This is a genomic window from Aneurinibacillus migulanus (assembly GCF_001274715.1).
GTDB lineage: Bacteria > Bacillota > Bacilli > Aneurinibacillales > Aneurinibacillaceae > Aneurinibacillus > Aneurinibacillus migulanus.
This window is the reverse complement of record NZ_LGUG01000004.1, coordinates 3,165,737-3,184,772: the sequence shown is the minus strand read 5'-3', so window position 1 is coordinate 3,184,772 and position 19,036 is coordinate 3,165,737. Positions and strand designations below refer to the sequence as shown.

General features: G+C 37.0%; 20 protein-coding genes. 14 read left to right on the top strand and 6 right to left on the bottom strand.

What is annotated here, in order from left to right; all coding sequences use genetic code 11:
* Window positions 1-70: 70 nt before the first annotated feature.
* Window positions 71-505, top strand: a complete 435-nt coding sequence (locus tag AF333_RS17105) for a hypothetical protein (RefSeq protein WP_043064640.1) — start codon at window positions 71-73, stop codon at window positions 503-505.
* A 237-nt stretch (window positions 506-742) separates the two neighbouring features.
* Here the strand turns inward: AF333_RS17105 and AF333_RS17100 are convergent, their stop codons facing one another.
* Both AF333_RS17100 and AF333_RS17095 read right to left on the bottom strand, forming a co-directional pair.
* The gene (locus AF333_RS17100; RefSeq protein WP_043063790.1) at window positions 743-2,194 is read right to left on the bottom strand and encodes an IS1182 family transposase; all 1,452 of its coding nucleotides are present in this window, start codon (window positions 2,192-2,194) and stop codon (window positions 743-745) included.
* Between the two features lie 160 nt (window positions 2,195-2,354).
* A complete protein-coding gene (locus tag AF333_RS17095) occupies window positions 2,355-2,909 on the bottom strand; it encodes a DUF4253 domain-containing protein (protein ID WP_052520438.1) in 555 nt (184 codons plus the stop codon).
* A gap of 245 nt (window positions 2,910-3,154) precedes the next feature.
* Between AF333_RS17095 and AF333_RS17090 the strand changes: the two genes are divergently transcribed.
* The 3 genes from AF333_RS17090 (at window position 3,155) to AF333_RS17080 (ending at window position 7,327) form a co-directional block, all read left to right on the top strand.
* Window positions 3,155-4,120 (top strand): ABC transporter substrate-binding protein, encoded by a 966-nt coding sequence (locus tag AF333_RS17090; protein ID WP_043065167.1) that lies wholly within the window; start codon window positions 3,155-3,157, stop codon window positions 4,118-4,120.
* 533 nt (window positions 4,121-4,653) lie between these two features.
* Window positions 4,654-5,415 carry an ABC transporter ATP-binding protein gene (locus AF333_RS17085; protein ID WP_043065168.1) on the top strand — a complete coding sequence of 254 codons (762 nt, stop codon included), beginning with the start codon at window positions 4,654-4,656 and terminating at the stop codon, window positions 5,413-5,415.
* Entirely contained in the window at window positions 5,402-7,327 is a 1,926-nt protein-coding gene (locus AF333_RS17080; protein ID WP_043065169.1) for an FtsX-like permease family protein, read from the top strand. The genes AF333_RS17085 and AF333_RS17080 overlap by 14 nt, the downstream gene beginning before the upstream one ends.
* Before the next feature lie 53 nt (window positions 7,328-7,380).
* Here AF333_RS17080 and AF333_RS17075 read toward each other — a convergent pair whose 3' ends face one another.
* Window positions 7,381-7,887, bottom strand: a complete 507-nt coding sequence (locus tag AF333_RS17075; protein WP_235356621.1) for a GNAT family N-acetyltransferase — start codon at window positions 7,885-7,887, stop codon at window positions 7,381-7,383.
* A gap of 481 nt (window positions 7,888-8,368) precedes the next feature.
* Here AF333_RS17075 and AF333_RS17070 point away from each other — a divergent pair, with 481 nt between their 5' ends.
* Complete coding sequence (locus tag AF333_RS17070) at window positions 8,369-8,626, top strand: hypothetical protein (protein WP_043065170.1); 258 nt, start codon at window positions 8,369-8,371, stop codon at window positions 8,624-8,626.
* On the opposite strand, the gene AF333_RS35525 is transcribed toward AF333_RS17070, so the two are convergent.
* Complete coding sequence (locus tag AF333_RS35525; protein WP_235496533.1) at window positions 8,623-8,811, bottom strand: hypothetical protein; 189 nt, start codon at window positions 8,809-8,811, stop codon at window positions 8,623-8,625. The genes AF333_RS17070 and AF333_RS35525 overlap by 4 nt on opposite strands.
* Window positions 8,812-9,018: 207 nt before the next feature.
* Here AF333_RS35525 and AF333_RS17065 point away from each other — a divergent pair, with 207 nt between their 5' ends.
* Entirely contained in the window at window positions 9,019-9,480 is a 462-nt protein-coding gene (locus tag AF333_RS17065) for a hypothetical protein (protein ID WP_043065171.1), read from the top strand.
* 249 nt (window positions 9,481-9,729) lie between these two features.
* Here AF333_RS17065 and AF333_RS17060 read toward each other — a convergent pair whose 3' ends face one another.
* Window positions 9,730-10,701 (bottom strand): YpdA family putative bacillithiol disulfide reductase, encoded by a 972-nt coding sequence (locus AF333_RS17060; RefSeq protein WP_043065172.1) that lies wholly within the window; start codon window positions 10,699-10,701, stop codon window positions 9,730-9,732.
* Between the two features lie 545 nt (window positions 10,702-11,246).
* On the opposite strand from AF333_RS17060, the gene AF333_RS17055 reads away from it, so the two are divergent.
* The 7 genes from AF333_RS17055 to ppsA all read left to right on the top strand — a co-directional run bounded on the left by AF333_RS17055 (window position 11,247) and on the right by ppsA (window position 16,911).
* Window positions 11,247-12,113, top strand: coding sequence for an Rpn family recombination-promoting nuclease/putative transposase (locus AF333_RS17055; protein ID WP_043065173.1), 867 nt, complete (start codon window positions 11,247-11,249; stop codon window positions 12,111-12,113).
* Window positions 12,114-12,338: 225 nt separating this feature from the next.
* On the top strand, window positions 12,339-12,494 hold the full coding sequence (locus tag AF333_RS33765; protein ID WP_158502364.1) for a hypothetical protein: 156 nt from the start codon (window positions 12,339-12,341) through the stop codon (window positions 12,492-12,494).
* Complete coding sequence (locus AF333_RS17050) at window positions 12,494-12,946, top strand: hypothetical protein (protein ID WP_043065174.1); 453 nt, start codon at window positions 12,494-12,496, stop codon at window positions 12,944-12,946. Before AF333_RS33765 ends, AF333_RS17050 begins: the two co-directional genes overlap by 1 nt.
* Before the next feature lie 499 nt (window positions 12,947-13,445).
* Complete coding sequence (locus tag AF333_RS31935) at window positions 13,446-13,655, top strand: transposase (RefSeq protein WP_255322303.1); 210 nt, start codon at window positions 13,446-13,448, stop codon at window positions 13,653-13,655.
* A gap of 15 nt (window positions 13,656-13,670) precedes the next feature.
* Window positions 13,671-13,916, top strand: a complete 246-nt coding sequence (locus tag AF333_RS17045) for a hypothetical protein (RefSeq protein ID WP_043065175.1) — start codon at window positions 13,671-13,673, stop codon at window positions 13,914-13,916.
* Between the two features lie 40 nt (window positions 13,917-13,956).
* Window positions 13,957-14,100, top strand: coding sequence for a hypothetical protein (locus AF333_RS35520; RefSeq protein WP_235496489.1), 144 nt, complete (start codon window positions 13,957-13,959; stop codon window positions 14,098-14,100).
* Window positions 14,101-14,295: 195 nt separating this feature from the next.
* Window positions 14,296-16,911, top strand: coding sequence for a phosphoenolpyruvate synthase (gene ppsA / locus AF333_RS17040; protein ID WP_043065176.1), 2,616 nt, complete (start codon window positions 14,296-14,298; stop codon window positions 16,909-16,911).
* Window positions 16,912-17,839: 928 nt separating this feature from the next.
* Here ppsA and AF333_RS17030 read toward each other — a convergent pair.
* Entirely contained in the window at window positions 17,840-18,022 is a 183-nt protein-coding gene (locus AF333_RS17030) for a hypothetical protein (RefSeq protein ID WP_043065178.1), read from the bottom strand.
* A gap of 833 nt (window positions 18,023-18,855) precedes the next feature.
* Between AF333_RS17030 and AF333_RS33755 the strand changes: the two genes are divergently transcribed.
* Entirely contained in the window at window positions 18,856-19,029 is a 174-nt protein-coding gene (locus AF333_RS33755; RefSeq protein ID WP_158502366.1) for a hypothetical protein, read from the top strand.
* Window positions 19,030-19,036 lie beyond the last annotated feature (7 nt).

The following is a 19,036-nucleotide window of genomic DNA, read 5'->3' as shown; positions in this document are numbered from 1 at the left end:
CCCAAATGCTGGAAAGGCAAACTGGCGATGCCCCTATTTATGAACTGGGATTAAGACATTATTAATATTCGTGAATAAAGAAGCAGCATTTTTTTTACTGAAATGTCATGCATTCGCTCATAATGACCTGGAACATGAGAAGATGCAGCACGGCTTCCTCGGAATACTTAGGCCGTTCTGCGGAGAACTGGACGAACGAAATTTTCATGAGCTCATGGAAATCATTGAAGTGCTTGCCGATGAGTTCCGAAAAGCCGAGGTGAATCGGGATATCCTTTCTTGTCTTTGGAGCATTTGTCAACTTGCCAGGGCCTGGGCGATTGATTCTAGCGGCATGTTGCAGAGAAACAACTTCATTACTCCGGAGCAGTCGGCTCTCCTAGAGGAATGGCTGGATATGATTCCTTATGCAGTGATGGTACTTCTTGAAGGGGAAGGGGAAGGGGAACTGGATGAGGCCTTTTGGGGATACCGCGAATATGTAAAGGAAAAGGGAAGAGGGTAAGAGAAACCAGTCAAAAAAGCACGATCTGTGTGTTAAAAACTGCGGTGCAGGAAACAAGGCATGTCATAATAAGGGCAAGCAGGGGATAGTTAGAAACCTCCCGGGAAAACTGAGGCCACTGAAAAACTAGCGTTTTTTAGAGTAACTAAATTGATTCATCAAAAAAGACGACTCTAATTCAGTATTTGAATGCAGAGTCGTCTTTTTCCCCGTTATCACTAGCTGTATCTCTCGCTTTTAACCCATTAGTTTCAATATCCTTTTCAAATTCACTGTAAATATAGCCATTGCCCCTTGTAATTCCATACCAATAAGACCCGAGGATGACGCCACATCATACCCGTGTCGGTGCTTTAACTCACTATTTTTAGCTTCAATTTTATATCGTTCTTTCGATTTTTCTTTAAAATACTCACTTTCTTGAAATTTTTCCTGTTCTACATGTTCGTTGGATTTAATACTAACAGAATAACTCTTGCTTTTGGCTCCTTCTTTATAACATCCTTCTTTAAAGGAACATCGCTTACACCTTTCAATATCAAAATAGTACGTATTTTTTTGATTTTTACCTACCCCTTTTTTTCCTTGTCGAGCTTTCCGGATCGCCATATGTCCTGCTTTACATACATACATTCCTGCATCTTTATTGAATTCAAATTCATCTTCCTTCTTTCGATTCCCTTGTGTAACGGAAGGATTTAATTTAGCGACTAATTTGATATCGTTCTCCTGACTATATTCAATATTTCCTTTTTCCGAATAAGCAGTATCACCAATTACGGTTTCAATCTCCATGCCAGCTGCCACACTTTTTTCAACTAACGTCTGTAATTGTTTTCCGTCATTTTTTTCACCGGTCGTAATGGTTGCGGCCGTGATCAGCCGTTCTTCACTCATGGCTATGTGTGTTTTGTATCCAAAAAACGAAGAATCCGCACTTTTATGCCCCACCTTTGCATCTTGATCTTCTGAGATCGGCAACGGTTCGATATCATCAGCGACGACTTCTTTAAGACGGTTTACCTGTTCCTTTACTTTTGGATACTCGGAAATACTGCCTTCCTTTTCGATCACGTCAATAAGCTTTTGACAGTAGTCGATCTCATCTTCCAATACATTCGTTGCGTTTTTGGCGGGGAACTTGTTTTTCATGGTTTCATCTAGGGTATATACGACTTTTCTCAACTTTTTTGAGTGATCCATCAGGATTTCTTTAGGGGACTTCTGATTGTACCGAGCTTTCGTATGAGTGGCATCGACGATAATGGCTTTACTTTTGATAATCCCCTTTTCAATGGCGATTTCTACAGTCTTATTGATCAACATATCCAAAAGGTCGATATCTTTTAAACGCAGTTTCCGAAACTTGGTCAATGAACTTGATTCAATCACAGACTCTTCAGGCGCCATTTGAAGAAAATACTTAAAAGACATGTCATATTTCGAACGTTCAACCACGTCGACATCAGACAAGTCATAGATCGACTTCAACAATAAATATTTGAACATACGAATCGGGTCGATGGCGTTTCGACCGTTATCAAGGCAATATTTATCTTTAAGCTCGTCATATAAAAAAGAGAAGTCGATCAGTTCGTTAATTTTTCGCAACAGGTTATCCTTTGGAATGACCAAATCATAAATAGCCATAAACGGACTGAAGATCATGGATTGTTGTTTTTGAATCATCGTAACCACCCGCATAAATTGATACCTTGATTATACAGAAAAAAGGTATAATCTCCTCACAAATGGAGGGATGATACCTTTTTTAGGTCAAGAGGACTTTTTCAGTGGCCTGGGAAAACTCGGGAGGTTTTTCTATACAAAAGTAAAAAGTAGGTAAATCCTAGTCCCACCAGAGGAACACAGCTTTCCGTTTTTTAATTTCGCTCTCTAAAACTTCAAGGTTACCGCATCCTTGATCAACAATATCTGGACAAAAATCATATAAGTCTTTACAAAACCATTTCCAGTCTTCCGGTTCATTTTTTAAGAAGAATTGCACAGTATCAGTTTCCGCCTGAGTAATGTCGATTCCAAAAGCACGATCATACTCTTGTAGCTTCTCAATTAACTCTTCTGTCATCATATCGTAATTACAAGCATCTGTTTCTGCTATGCGTAAAATGTCAAACTGAGACTCCCCTTTTCCAAGTACAACTTCTACCATTCCGTCTTCAGGGGCATCATCAGAAAGAAAGTTGGTCGTTCCTATAAAGGTAATAAGTTCATTTCCTAATTTGGAACGCAACGATGTTATAATTTCATATGCATCAATCGCATCTACTAAAACAGAATATACACCTTCTTTCTTTCCCCTTCCAAAGTCTACAGTAGAATAGGGACGCACAGGTTGATTTGCAAGAGTTTCAAATTCTTTAACAGCCTCTATAAGATTCATAAATCTCCTCCTAAAAAATTCATCTATAACTTAATTATGGTTTAAGTTACAATTCTCCTTCTTTTTACAAAAATATGTTCGAGTAAAGACATCGATTTTTCTTCCTAAGTCGAGCAAAGTATATGTATATATTGACAGGGAGGAAGTTGTCTGATATATTCCATATGTTATCGATTATGATTATCATTATCATTTTCGTGCCATTATAAGTCTGCTGTTATCCATATACATAGGGGAGGTTTATCATGCTAAAGAAAAAATGGTTTTTCAGCGCTTTTGCAATTATGATTGTATTCTCTGTCCTCGTAACTGCTTGCGGCGGTGCTGTACCAACAGCACCAAAGGAAACAGCCACCAAAGCATCCACCGGGGAATTCCGCAACTTTGAAACTGTAAAGGGAACTGTTAAAATTCCAGTAAAACCTCAGCGAATTGTTACAGATTATTATGGCGGTGAACTACTCTCTGTAGGAGCAAACGTTGTTGGTGTTGAACCAACCGCCTTCGACAATCCGTTCCTGACCGAGCAGCTTAAGGGTGCTCAGGATGTTGGCGAACCTATTAACACTGAGAAAACGTTGGCGCTAGCGCCTGATTTAATTGTCGTTATGTATGATAAGAACTATGAAGCATTATCTAAGATTGCTCCCACCCTGTACATTCCATATGGCACTACGACCAACATCTATGAAACAGTAAAACTATTTGGTGACATTGTAGGGGAACCAGAAAAGGCGAAGGAGTTTATTGCTGCGTTTGATAAAAAGGCCGCAGAAGGTCGTAAGAAGCTAAAAGGAGTCATTGATGAGAATGCTACTTTCGGTCTGTATGAGCTAACAGATAAAGGCGACATCTATATGTTCGGAGACAACGCTGGTCGAGGCGGACAAGCGGTATATAATGCGCTCAAGTTGAAAATGCCACATAAAAATAGTGCCAAGGACCAAACTTTGCAGCTTTCCATAGAGGTGTTACCGGAATACGCTGCTGATTACATGTTCCTGACGACCTATGATCCCGAGAAAAAGGGCGAAGAGCTAAAGAAATTGCAGGCATCAGCAGTTTGGAAGAATCTAGATGCAGTTAAGAACAACACCTTATTTTATAATGACTTTGATACGTTTTATCGTTATGATCCGATTGCAAGTATGAAACAAATTGATTTAATCGTTGATATGCTTATTGAAAGAAGTAAGGAGAATAAGAAGTAAGTTTTTTAAAAAGGAGAACACAGACGCTTTGTAACGTCAAGGCCAGAGTAAGAAGCAAAATTGAGCAAACATTTAAATTGTAACCCGTATAACGGACACTTAGTAAAGTGATGTTATGCGGGTTTTCTTTTACACCTATATCATTTTTTAGTCCAACATCATTAAGCTACATTTAAGCTTATCTTAAAGCTGCTTTAAAGTTAGCTTACTATAATAGGCATACAGTCCATTCAAATGAATCCCCGCTTTACTTGATTTGTAGTGTACTTAATAACTTTTAATTAAATCAAGCACTAAATTGGTTAAGGCAGTAAACCCGCGTTATATCTATATACATCTGATTTGATAAATCGATAAATTTTTAGGGTGGGAGCGGTCGGAAAAAGACACGCTGGCCGGATCACAGAGCGCATCCAACATCTTCTTTTTCTGAATTACCTACTTCCAACCACACTCCTCTGTCAAACTATCAAGTGTAATTTATATAAGAGGTTCCACCGAAGTAAAATCTAAACTAATGGGGTTGTTAGAATATGAAGAAAATGATTGAAGTTTCAAATGTGATAAAAGAATATGGTGAAGCAGGAGGTGCCTTTAGAGCATTAAAAGAAGTAAATTTAGACATTCATGAAGGTGAATTTGTTGGTATTATGGGGCCTTCAGGGTCTGGAAAGACAACCCTGTTGAATATTATGTCTACTATTGATAAAGCTACTTCAGGAAAAGTATTAATAGATAAAAAAGACATTACTACGATTAAGGAGAGTGAACTAGCTAAGTTTAGAAGAGATACTATAGGATTTGTTTTTCAGAACTTTAATTTATTGGATAATATGACTATAAGGGATAATATTGCTTTACCGCTTACTTTGAATAATGTAAAGGTCAATGTTATTTTTGAAAAAATAAATGAACTTACTAGGTTATTAGGAATTACTAATCAGCTAGATAAATATCCTTATGAGTTATCTGGTGGACAAAAGCAAAGGGCTGCTATTTGTAGAGCACTTGTTACATCACCTAACGTTATTTTTGCTGATGAACCAACAGGAGCGCTTGATTCCAAGTCATCTTCAGAAGTACTAGAGTGTTTTAAGAACATCAATAAAAAGTTAGAAACAACAGTTATCATGGTGACACATGATGCAATTGCAGCAAGCTATTGTAGCAGAATCATGTTCTTGAAGGATGGAAAGATTCATGGAAGATTGGACAGTAATGGAAGCAAGAAGGACCTTTTCAAGAAGATAGTAAACACACTTTCCGTAATAGGAGGAGAAGATGAACTCCTTTAAGATAGCTTACAAACTTTTAAAAAACAATTTAAACATATATGGATTGTATTTAATAGTTCTGGTAGTGACTGTAGCCACATATTATAACTTCATTTCCATACAGTACAATGATACATTTGTTCAATTAACAAAACGGTTGCAATCTGCTGTAATTCCAAGTATGACTTGTGGATTTGTATTAATCTGCACTGTAGCATTTTTTATGTGGCATGCTAATGGGTTCTTTTTCAAACAAAGACAGAAGGAAACAGGACTATATATGTTGATGGGAATCAGCTCTTCAAAGATAGGAAGAGTTTTTGCAATTGAAAGTATGCTTTTAGGCGGATTATCTTTGTTAATAGGATTATCTATAGGAATTTTATTTTCAAAGTTTTTTTTCATACTTTTAGGCAAAGTGATGTATTTAGAGGTAGAGTTGCCATTTACTGTGGCACCAAAGGCTATATTGCAACTTGTTATAGTTTTCGGAACGCTATTTGTAGTTTTAGGCTTTAAGAACTACAACGTAGTCAAAAGAAGCCAATTAATAAATATGATTCATGCAGCGAAAGCAAAGCCTTCTATACCTAAATTAAATTACAAGAAAGGGATCCTAGGGATCCTACTAATAGCAGTAGGGTATATGATTGCAAGTAACTTCAAGCGTTGGGATTGGGATTTAATGACTACTTCAATGATAACGCTTGTTCTGGTGAGCTTTGGTACGTATTTCTTTTTTGGAAGTTTCTTAACTATTATTTTCAGTAAATTAACAAAATCGAAAAACATGATTTATAAAGATGTAAGGTTAGTTAGTATAAGCAATATTTTCTTTAGACTGAAGGCTAATTATAGAAGCCTAGCAATGACAGCTATTTTGGCAGCAGCAACAGTTACTGCATGCAGTATAAGTTTATCGTTTAAACAGTATGCAGAGGACCATGAAATGATAGAGGCACCATATAGCCTTAGTTATGAAAGTAATGATAAAAACACGAAAGATAAAGTTAGAGTAACCATTGCAGAATCAGCCCATGAATTAATAGGAGTAAATGAAGTCAATTTTTTTATAGGTAACATTGAGTACGTAAGTAAAGTTAAAAAAGTTGACTACAATAATGAAGCTATTATTACTAGCTATTCTCAGATACAAAAGACTTTAGAGTTTTTGAAGTATAAAAATCGCAAAAGCATATTAAAGCAAATAAAACCAAGAGAAAATGAAATCACTTTTATTTTGAATGCTAATACGATGGCAGCTCCTATTAATGTAAAAGGTGATAAGATAAGACTGGATAGGAATACTTATTATATAAAGGAAAACATACAGGTGCCCTTTACGGGTAATGTGGCCAAATTTGGTAAGAAAAATATTTATGTTTTACATGATAGGGAATATGAAAAATTAAAAACAAATGTATCAGAAATAACTTTGAATGGAATTCAAATTACAGGGCAAGAAGACAGTGAAAAGCTTGTTAAGAATATTGCTAAGATCGTACCAGATGGATTAGCAAAAGTGAGTGGCTATGTAAAACAGTATATATGGGAATATTATGCACTGGAAATATTTTTCTTTTTAGGTTTGATAATGTCTATAGTTTTTATGCTTGCTACTTTTAGTACGATATATTTTAAAATCTTAAGCGATGCATTAATGGATAGAGAACAGTATATAATGCTGAAGAAGATAGGGATGAGCAAAAAAGAGATTCAAAAATCAATCTACTTACAAATAGGGGTTGCATTCCTTTTCCCTGTTATCTTAGGAATCATTCATAGTGTAGTAGCTATAAATATGCTGGAAGAGATTATGAATGTCAGCTTTGTATTACAAATGATGTATGGAATAGGGCTATTTGTATCTATTATGATAGTATTTTATGTAAAAATAAGTAAAAATTATACGAAATTGGTTTATGAGGAATAGAGTATAGTCAACTTCCGATGAATTCTCGAACACAAAAATATACTATAATTAAGCTAAAAGGATTTATGATATAAAATAGTTGCATGTAGTTTCCCATCGGCTGATTTAGCATAGTTAGGAATTCGTCCTGATTTAATAAAACCTATTGAAGTATAGAGGTGATTAGAAGGGTCTCCCTCTCTGGTATCGAGGACTAAAAGAGTCCTACCTTCTTGTTTTGTTCTTTCTTCAACTGCTTGCATTAATAAACGACCAATACCATTACGTCTAAAATGAGGATGTGTTATTAATTTTCCGATTTCACCTCTATGGCTACCGTTCTGCTTAGTGCATAAGTGCAACTGAACGCTTCCAACTATCTCATTGTCTAATTTAGCTATAAATAAAATCACTTCAGGCTTTAATAGGGTTTCCCAATATTTTTTCGCTTCTGAAAATTTCATTGGTGGTAAAAACCCAATGGATGCACCATCCTCTACTACCATTACGAGAAGTTCCGAAAGCTGATCAAGATGTTTTTCAATTGATTTTACTTCTTCAATTTTCACATTGTTAAACAATATAAACACCTCAATTCGGTATGGTATACCCACTTAATATAGACGAAGAAATTGCTTTGCAGAACAAATTTGTTAGATATTATAACAAACTATATAAATTACACTTGATATTTTGACAGGGGAGTGTGGTTGGAAGCAAGTCTATCGAACATATTGCAAGTTAACCATAAAATAATTATGTTACTTATAGCCTCGGTAGTTCATTTCATGCATCATGAACATTTTCTTTGGGATTAAGCTCTTTAATTATAGAATATGCAATAGAGGAGTCTTCATAATAATGTTTAATGTAGCTTGAGCTTTCAACTAATGGCATTATAATCATTCCCTGTAATAATTCGATGTTTTACCTTATTATAACTTGACTTCCAATTACAACGTTCTTGTAACACATGTTTTTTTTTTCAAAATATACATGTTACAATTAAAACTCCTGCATAAACAGGAACTATATTATTACCTGTAAAGGAGCTGGTTTTTCATGGAGAGTATTCAAGGTAAATTTCAACTCGTTAATGGTAGCGGAAAGATAGCTATTGAGAACGGAGAGGTTATACCATTGATAGCCGGAAAAGCAATTGAACTATTACATCCTGAACGTGGATGGGTTCCAGCTATTTATACGGGTAACGGGGAAGCCATTCATTCGATTGGAACGTACCAATTAGAATCCGGAGAGACGATTAAAGTTCATGAATCGCCCTATGCCTATGCAGAAGAATATACAGACGATTATTAAAATGTATATAAATTGCACTTGATATTTTGACAGGGTAGCGTGGTTGGAAGTAGGTAATTCAGAAAAAGAAGATGTTGGATGCGCCCTGCGCTCCAGCAGAAGAAAGGCCAACGTGTTTTTTTCCGACCGCCACCGCCCTTCCTTCTTTTCTTACCTCTCACCACAAGAATTTGTCGACTTATCAAATCAGATGTATATAGAAGCCCTATCTCAGGGCTTTTTCTTTTATATACATAATTTCCACTAATTGTACTTGCTCATATGTAGTGCTGGAAAAATAAAATGTAACATGCAAGTAAAAAATATAATACGTAACGTTGTAGTGAAAAAATAAAAGTATGAAGCCACGAGTTCGATAAATAGCCCATTTTTTGAGAAAAGAGGGGATATTCATGAATGACTCAGCAGGGCAGGACAAGCGTCGTTTTGATTTTGGAGACATTGTTAGAATCGATGAGTGTGAAGATGAGTTGTATCGTGTTGAAGGATACACAGAACTCATCTATTATTCCTCAGAAGGGATGTATCAGGAATCTTATTATGACTTAGCCCGAATTCCTGATGGATTATACCTAGATGGTTATGATGATAATATGACACTTATCTGTACGGCTGAAGAGGCTTGGGAGTTACTTGAAAAAAGAAAAGCAAAGAACAGGCAAAGCACGTTGAGCATCAACAGTAAAAAGAGCCCACAAGAACAAATTGATGACTTGCTTGATGAACATAACGATTTTATGGAATTGTACCGTATTACTCGTGACAAAGAATATATAGAACTTGCAAAATTAGCTTTTGATTTTATCAAAGAGCTTCAGCAAAAAGAACTGAAGTTTGAAATTCCACACATATAAAAAAACTGGAAAGTGGCCGCATTTTTTATCGGAAACAGGGTTTAAAATGATAGTACACATGATGCAGATTTTACTACAAGTATCTGCATCTTTTCTTTGTTTTATTCCTTCTTTGTTCTGCTGTGGAAATGAATATCTAGAAATAGGCATAAGAAAATCCACCTGTTTGATAAGAGTGATGGATGATTAACCGGCTCTTGCCAAACAGGTGGATACTTTTATTCTGTTCGATTTTGTAAATGAACAATTTCACTTGCTGGCAATGTGATTTGCAATGAATCGCCCATGCATTCGTCCCGTTTCAATAAAGACTTCATTGGCGTTTCTTCCAGAAGCGATTACGCCTGCAATGTAGAGACCTGGGGAAGAGGTCTCCATGGTATCTGGATTAAACACGGGGATTTCTCCATCATCTTGGAAAGCTACACCAGCTTCACGCAGCATGCTTCTATCAGGACGAAATCCGGTCAGAGCGAGTACAAAGTCATTGTCCAATTGCTCTTCTAAACCGTTTTTGGATACAGTAATGGTTGATTCTGAAATCCTTGTTACATGGGAGCGAAATAACATAGTGATACGACCTTTATTCACCATGCTTTCAAATATCGGACGAACCCATGGTTTGATAATCGGTGAATATGTTTCCCCTCTGTATATGACTGTCACATCCGCTCCAACTCGAAGGAGTTCCATCGCCGCATCAATGGCTGAATTGCTACCGCCAATGACAGCCACTTTCGTCCCTGTATAAGGGTGAGCTTCACGAAAATAATGGGTAACTTTTGGCAATTGCTCGCCAGGAATACCGAGCAAGTTTGGATAATCAAAGTAACCAGTTGCCACTACGACATACTTCGTGATTACAGTGCTTGTATGTTTAAACCGGTCCTCTACGGTCAATGCATAAGTTCCGTCAGATTGTGCTTGAATAGTAGTAACCTTATGATAAGGACGGATGCGGAGTTTGCTTCTGTTTGCCACATTCCGATAATATGTTAATGCTTCTAGCCTTGTCGGTTTTTCATTCGGAGTGGAAAAAGGATAATTTCCAATCTCAAGTAGCTCTGGAGTACTGAAAAATTGCAGGTGCGTAGGATATAAATAAATCGAGTGAACCACCGATTCCTTTTCGATAATAAGAGGCTCGATACCGATTTTTTGTAGCTCTAACGCAGCGGATAATCCGCAAGGACCCGCCCCGATGATCACGACTTCTTCCAAGGTTAATCACCTCTCAATGATAGTTTATATAAGGATAAATAAAACAATATTACTATCATAACCGATGGAGTGAGATCTTGCCAACACGTCAAAATCCGATGAGCACAATAGTGAGTTACAATCAGTTTCTTTAAAAATACTATTTTACTTAAAAGTGTGTACTTTATAAAAGAAGTATTATGTTCGTCTCCCGCATGGAAGCAAGCAGGCTACTTTTTGCCATGGCCAGGCGGGACCGCAAAACATCTGGGTAGACGCGAAGAGGGAGACAGTTGCTGTCTTTCGCTTGGTCAGGACAATTTGATAGGACATCGGAGTGCCCTATATTTTTTGTATGTGGCTCCTGTCCCTTATTATAGTGAAATAAGAGAATATCTATATAAGTTATGGTTAATATTTTGACATGGTAGCGTGGTTGGAAGTAGGAAAGATGGAGAAAGAAGAGATTTGCTTTATTTTTGCATTCTTGGGTTCGCATGTCCAGAATCCAGTCTAATAACATGATATACTAAGAGGTAACGAAAGAAAAAAGTACGGGGGACGTTATGGGAAAAAGATTGGATCTACGCATAGATTTTGCCTTTAAAGCCTTGTTTGGTACACACGGAAATGAATCCATTCTGGCCGCTTTTTTGAATGCTGCTCTCCGTTTGCCTGATAGCCAAAAGATTACAGAGGTTACTCTGCTGGATCCGCAGTTTAACAAAGAAAATACCGAGGATAAAAAATCGATTCTGGATGTGCATGCACAGCTTGAAGATGGAAGTCGCGTAAATGTAGAAATTCAGATGAATAATAAGCATGATATGGAAAAAAGAACCTTGTATTACTGGTCTCGTATGTATACGAGCCAGATGAAAGAGGGGATGGATTACGGAGAGTTGTGCCGGACCATTACCATTAATATCGTTGATTTTCGCTACTTATCGCATACACCTGGATACCATTCGATTTTTCAGTTATACGAAACAGAAGAGAAGTTCCTGTTAACCGATACATTAGAGATTCATTTTATGGAGTTGCCTAAGCTACTGATCAAGTGGCGACGTGGCGAAGTGAATCCGCGAGAAAATCAATTGGTGCGCTGGCTGCTTTTGCTTGAAGCTTCAGAAGACGAGGAAATTACACAAGTATTGGAGGAGATCGCGATGCAGGAAGATCAAACCCTAAAAAAAGCGATAGACGAGTGGGAACGTGTAAGCCAGGATCCTGAAGTTTTATTGGCCTATGAAGCCCGTAGGAAAACTCTGTTGGATGAAAAGTCCGCTTTAAGAAGAGCTGAAAAGCAAGGAGAAAAAAGAGGTATTCTGAAAGTTGCCTTAGGCATGATACAAAAAGGAATGGATAACAAAACCATAGCTGAATTAACCGAGCTTACACAGGAAGAAATTGAACAACTCCGCAGGCAATAAATAAACCCTGGTTATTGGATATCATTCTTCATATTCGGTGTTCGTGGCGGAATACGCTCATGAACGGTCCCAAATACTTCACCTGCTTGCGTAAAATGATGGGTGGTAAATTGCGGTTCATTATCCGAACGAAGAACGGGACGCGCATCTGATTCAAATGACAGAAATAGACGAGGTAATGCAAAAAGGTAAGACAGTAAATGTTAATAAGGATGGGATAATTAAATGTCCAAAGTAAATTATGAAGAAGAAATGTTAAGGATAATTAATGATTTAGAGGCATTACCAGAAAATGCGCTTTCTTTAATAAAAAAAGTGTATAAGGAGACATGTGCTGAAATCGGTGTTGATCGAATTAGTTTTTTTCCAATCCTTCTGTGATGGAAAAATTAATAAAAATTGCATACAATTATGAAGTGGATGAAAAAATTTTAGAATTGTTTGTTAGAACACTAGTTATGATTTCCGAGAGGTTTAAGGTTAATACTCAAAGTTTATATAGTTTTTTAATGAGACATGCTGAATCTAAAAATAAACGGATTAAATTTGTCGTAGCTAAACGAATAGCTTTTTTACCGCAGTTTGATAACTATGAAAATAAATGGGAATATATTCTTTCAATTCCAAAGATACCTCCTAAGAAGGATTCTATGCGTGTATTTCGTCTAGTTATCAAGCATAGAATTGATGAAGTTCCAGATGAATTAAAAAAAGAAGTAATTAATGTAATGAGAAAATTTCTTGATAAAGAAAATTTAGTTGTAGATACTCACAATCTATTTCTAGATATTATCGAGCAATTAAGCAATAGTACAGAAGATTTAAAAACATGACTGTACAAATAGAGGGATTTTTAAACCTGATGGTAAACTGGTATAAATATTTCAAACATATGTAAAGAAAACGTTATATAACCCTTTCTTTACATATGTTTTTTTATTTACTATCTTCTGGGACATGGGTTTTTTTGAAACGAGAAACGAGAAACGAGAAACCAAAACCTCTAGAAGCTTTGATATTAAAGCGTTTATGACTCACTATTGGAAACGAGACATTGAAATGACAATATAACTACTTCTCGCTTCGATCAAGAAACTTGGACAGCAACGATGCAGTACAATGAACTTGGTCAAGAAATTGAGATAATCTTACCCGGGGATGCCATAAGCAAATGGCAGTATAATGCAACGGGTAGACCAACACATCATCGAATAAGTAGTCGAAATCGTCATACACGAAGACGAGTGTATGATTGGGATGTCAATCATCGATTGCGAAGGATGGTAAACGAGTTAACGGATATACAAGTCACCTATGGTTCGCCACGAACTATTGTCGCATCTTATCAACAACGAGGCACGCATGATGTTAAGTCTGTTTACCTATAATTTTACAAACTGGCTCCGTATGCTGAGTTTCCCCAAGCGCTACAAGGGAATTCAAATCCAAACAATTCGCACGCGCCTCATTAAAGTGGCAAGTAAACTAGTGAAGTCTGGACGCTCACTGTACTTTAAATTGTCCTCTAGCTATTTGGTCTGATTATGTGAAAAACGAGTGAGGCGTAGTAATACACAATTCACAGAAGACGAAATAATTCATCTTCGGCAGATGATCGGTGAATGGGTCGAGCAAAAAGAGCTGCGAGGCGAGCGAACAGTAGCCCAACTATGCGAGGCGATCAGGGATCTACCGAGGGCAGAAGGGGATCGAACTAGGAAAACGAGCATGATGGATCCTCGGATAGGTAAGGATGAATTGTATGATCAAGGTGAGGTTAGAATACTGTTTATCGCTATTTAGCGAAGTATATACATCTCACTTTATAAATTTACATATTCTTGTGGTAGGAGGTAAGAAAAGAAGGACAATATCAGAGGTTGGAAAAAACACGTCCGCCTTTTTTCTGCCGGGGCGCAGGGCATATCCACCTTCTTCTTTCTCCATCCCTCCTACTTCCAACCACGCTATCATGTCAAAATATTAAGTGTAACTTATATAGAAGTAACAGCCACTCTACATTTAATTATGTAAGTAATTTCCATAATGCCCCTTAATGTGCGAATCGGTTCCATACCACAGAAAGGTTAGAGACATGCTTCACATCATGAAAGAAGGAATCGCAAAGGTTTAAATATATCAAAGAAACCAAAAGAAATGTAATGGTTAGGAGAGATATAGAATGAGTTCTTTGGTTCTCGGTTTTCAGGAAATGGAAAAAACACAGCTTTTGCTCGTTGGCGGAAAAGGGGTAAATTTAGGGGAATTATCAAAAATTGAAGGAATACAAGTACCAGAAGGATTTTGTGTTACAACAGTGGGATATCAAAAAGCCATCGAACAAAACGAAACGTATCATGCTTTGTTGGATCGACTAACAATGCTAAAAGTAGAAGATCGAGATCAAATTGGTAAAATCAGCAGGAAGATTCGACAAATTATTATGGAAGTAGAAATTCCTTCCGATGTTGTGAAAGCAGTTACTCATTACCTCTCTCAGTTTGGCGATGAACATGCTTATGCAGTGCGTTCTAGTGCGACTGCTGAAGATTTACCACATGCCTCTTTTGCTGGTCAACAAGACACCTATTTAAATATCATCGGCAAAGAAGCAATCATGCAGCATATCAGCAAATGTTGGGCTTCCCTATTTACGGATCGCGCAGTAATCTACCGTATGCAAAATGGATTTGACCACAGTCAAGTTTATTTATCCGTTATCGTTCAAAGGATGGTTTTCCCACAGGCTTCAGGGATTTTATTTACCGCTGATCCGATTACTTCTAACCGAAAGCTGCTATCAATCGATGCCAGTTTTGGACTTGGAGAAGCACTGGTCTCTGGCTTGGTATCTGCCGATTGTTATAAGGTGCAAGAAGACAAAATCGTCGATAAGATGATAGCAACCAAAAAATTGGCTATCTATGGACTAAAAGAAGGCGGAACAGAGACACAGCAGATCGATCCTGATAAGCAAAAGACTCAAACACTTACTGAACAACAAATTTTACAACTAGCACGTATAGGAAGACAGATCGAAGCTTATTTTGGTTGCCCACAAGATATCGAATGGTGTTTGGTTGATGATACATTTTATATTGTCCAGAGTCGGCCAATCACTACTTTATACCCGATCCCTGAAGCGAATGATCAAGAAAATCACGTTTACGTATCTGTCGGTCATCAACAAATGATGACCGATCCCATGAAACCACTGGGATTGTCTTTTTTCCTGTTAACGACTCGTGCACCCATGCGTAAAGCTGGTGGAAGGTTGTTTGTTGATATCACACATAATCTGGCTTCACCTGTTAGCAGAGAAATTTTATTAGATACCCTGGGACAATCCGATCCGCTCATAAAAGACGCACTTATGACCATAATAGAGCGAGAAGATTTTATAAAATCGTTACCAAATGATAAAAAAGAACTGAGTCCCAGTAAAAGCAATAAAGGTATGTCGTCTGCGGGTTTTCAAGAACAAATCGAAAACGATCCGACAATCGTTTCTGATTTGATTAAGAGTAGTCAAACATCGATAGAAGAGTTAAAACAAAACATCCAAACGAAATCAGGATCAGATTTATTTGATTTTATTCTAGAAGATATCCAGCAATTAAAGAAGATTTTATTTGACCCAAGAAGTTTGAGTGTGATTATGGCTGCTATGGATGCTTCAACATGGATCAATGAAAAAATGAACAAGTGGTTAGGTGAAAAAAACGTAGCAGATACGCTTTCTCAATCTGTACCAAACAATATTACTTCGGAAATGGGTCTGGCGCTATTGGATGTTGCAGATGTGATTCGTCCTTATCCAGAAGTAATTGATTATTTACAACATGTAAAAGATGATAATTTTTTGGATGAACTGGTTAAGTTTGATGGTGGACAGGAAACCCAAGACGCTATCCATGATTATCTCAGCAAATACGGAATGCGATGTACCGGAGAAATCGATATTACTAAAACTCGTTGGAGCGAAAAACCAACTACACTTGTCCCTATGATTCTTAGTAATATCAAAAACTTTGAGCCTAATGCTAGCAATTGGAAATTTGAGCAAGGGCGACAGGAAGCTTTGAAAAAAGAACAAGAGTTATTAGATCGATTGAAGCAATTACCGGATGGTGAACAAAAAGCCAAAGAAACAAAACGAATGATCGACCTAATCCGGAATTTCAGCGGGTTTAGGGAATATCCAAAATACGGCATGGTTAATCGCTACTTCGTTTATAAGCAGGCTTTACTGAAAGAAGCTGAACAACTCGTACAAGTGGGCGTTATTCATGAAAAAGAAGATATATACTATCTCACTTTTGAAGAGCTTCACGAAGTCGTACGCACAAATAAACTGGATTACCAGATCATCAGCAAACGAAAAGACGAGTACAAATTATATGAAAAACTAACTCCCCCACGTGTTATCACGTCTGATGGTGAAATCATTGCAGGTGAGTACAAACGAGAAAATCTCCCAGCCAAAGCTATTGTAGGTCTACCTGTTTCTTCCGGAGTTATAGAGGGACGAGCACGTGTCATCTTAAACATGGAAGATGCTGATCTAGAAGATGGAGATATATTAGTCACCTCCTTTACTGACCCTAGCTGGACACCATTGTTTGTATCCATAAAAGGCCTAGTCACCGAAGTTGGTGGACTGATGACCCATGGAGCAGTTATCGCACGTGAATATGGCTTACCAGCAGTTGTCGGAGTGGAAAATTCTACCAAACTGATAAAAGATGGGCAACGAATTCGCGTGCATGGAACAGAAGGGTATATCGAAATATTGTAATTGCTGAATACGTCCAGATTTAATTAGTAGCACCGCTCCAGTGGTTACCAGAGCGGTGTCTCACCATCCCTACCTAATAGAAATTGTACTAGGGGTAGCACCAAGATTTTTGACAAAACATACGCTAATACAATTATTATATGTAGCGACGTAAAACATACCTTTGCGTCGCTTTTTACATAGGAAACTGGTCAACAGTTTGTTAGTTCGCTTGGTGGTGTGAGCGCTTCGCCTATTTTCGGCTCAATTCTTAGTAAATCCTTTTCAAACAAGCTTGGAGAGGTTATACCACCTTCTATGAAACAGTTTCAAGGTCAGCTGGCTGCCCTTAATCCGCAATCACTGTTGACACCACAAGCACAGTAATATAGAGGCACAGTTTAGTTGTAGGTCACCAAATGTTCCTTCAATTGATGGATGCTGTAAAGACTTCATTAATATTCGGGATTCAACGTTTTTTTGAAGTCGGACTTATTTTTGCAATCCTTTGCTTCATTGGAACCTTCTTCTTGCCAGAAGTCAAACTAAAGGGACGAGAATACTTCGATGAAGCCGAACAAACATTTTCATTTTCATGTATCCTTGATTTTTGTTTAGTGTTGGCTGACAACAATGCTCTTTACTCAAAAATAGCTCCAAAATAAAAAACACCGTTCAAACTTCGAACAGTGTTACAAAAATAAGCTTTACTAACACAAACATAAAACATATTTTTAAGTTCTTTTGTGACAAAAAAGTTCTTTACTAAGTTCGTCACTTAACAATTGTGCTGGATTCTTGAATAACGAATATGTTATTAGCAGATAACATGATGAAATTTAAATCTTTTTTTTAGGCTTATTTGTGTCGTTTATCAGAATTAAATGAACAGCAGTTTATGAGAGTCCATCCCTCTGCCTTCATTTTTCAACTGCCGGAGGTTTTTAATCTAGTCATTTTTTCTTTTCACACCTGTAGGCTCAAATCCAGGTTTTTCTTCAATTTGGTAGGCTTCATCGAGTTCCTTTGAAAGCTCGACTTCTTCTTTGCTTAAACCACCAGCTTGATGCGGCTCCAATGAAATTTTCTTTTTATGGTTATTTCCCTTTTGTCCATGATCCATTCTTCCCATGTAAAAACCTCCTTTCCTAGATTTAGAATACGGCAATTACAATTATTTTATTCAAATAAAACATTAGTTCAGTTCTATAAAGCTCCACAGAAGTTTTATGTGGTTCAAACAGAACGTAAGCGATTAGGAAAGTACGAGTATAAGTGAGTAATTTTACAAAAGAGGCTGAATAAAGTTGTCCATGTCCAAACAATGGGAGTTAATCCGATAATATTTATATTCATGCAGGAACAAAGTATGATGCTCATGAATCATAAAAAACAACTATAGATGGCCTTTGGAATGGTGGAACATAACACCTGTAAGACAGATATTTCCTGGAATCATCAATCAAGATTTAACAGATTAATGGATCCAGATGGTATTGTTGATTTTATTTTTGGAGAAGAATTTTACGTTTTTAACGATGGATTTAGATAAAGAAAATTCTTATGGTCAGTGTCCGATATATTATGAAGATGAGCTAATTGCTAACTCATTAGAAGAATTTTTGAGAAAAATGGATCAAACCCCTAATTACTATCGATAAAAATTGGTCCAATATAGGATATTTTTCACCTTGGTTTTTCCTTTTTTATATGAACGTTTTGTATGATTTTCACTCTTAGAGCCACAAGGCTCTTTTAACCACAAAAAAAGACTTCACTCTAACTTGTATAGCTTAAATTTTTAAGGTGGTAATTTTCGTAGTCTTACTCGTTGAATTTTACCATTCTGTCTGGAACTATTATGAATTGGTTTACTAATAGGAGAATGGGATCAAATATTGCAAATTAAATGAAGAGTGTACCTTATGATTTTAGAATTAAAATTAAGGTTGAGAGGTAATAAAAATGAAAAAAATGATTAGAGAAAAAATAGAATTAATGAAAAGTGTTCTCGAGGAAGATCCCTTTTATTTAGGATTGTGGACGGGAATCCTCTTCCTCTTTAGAGGAAAGATGAGAGTCTACTTTGCCCGAATCCCCCTTGTGGGGATAACAAGGGCAAATTTTTTGTTGTTTTAACTGACTA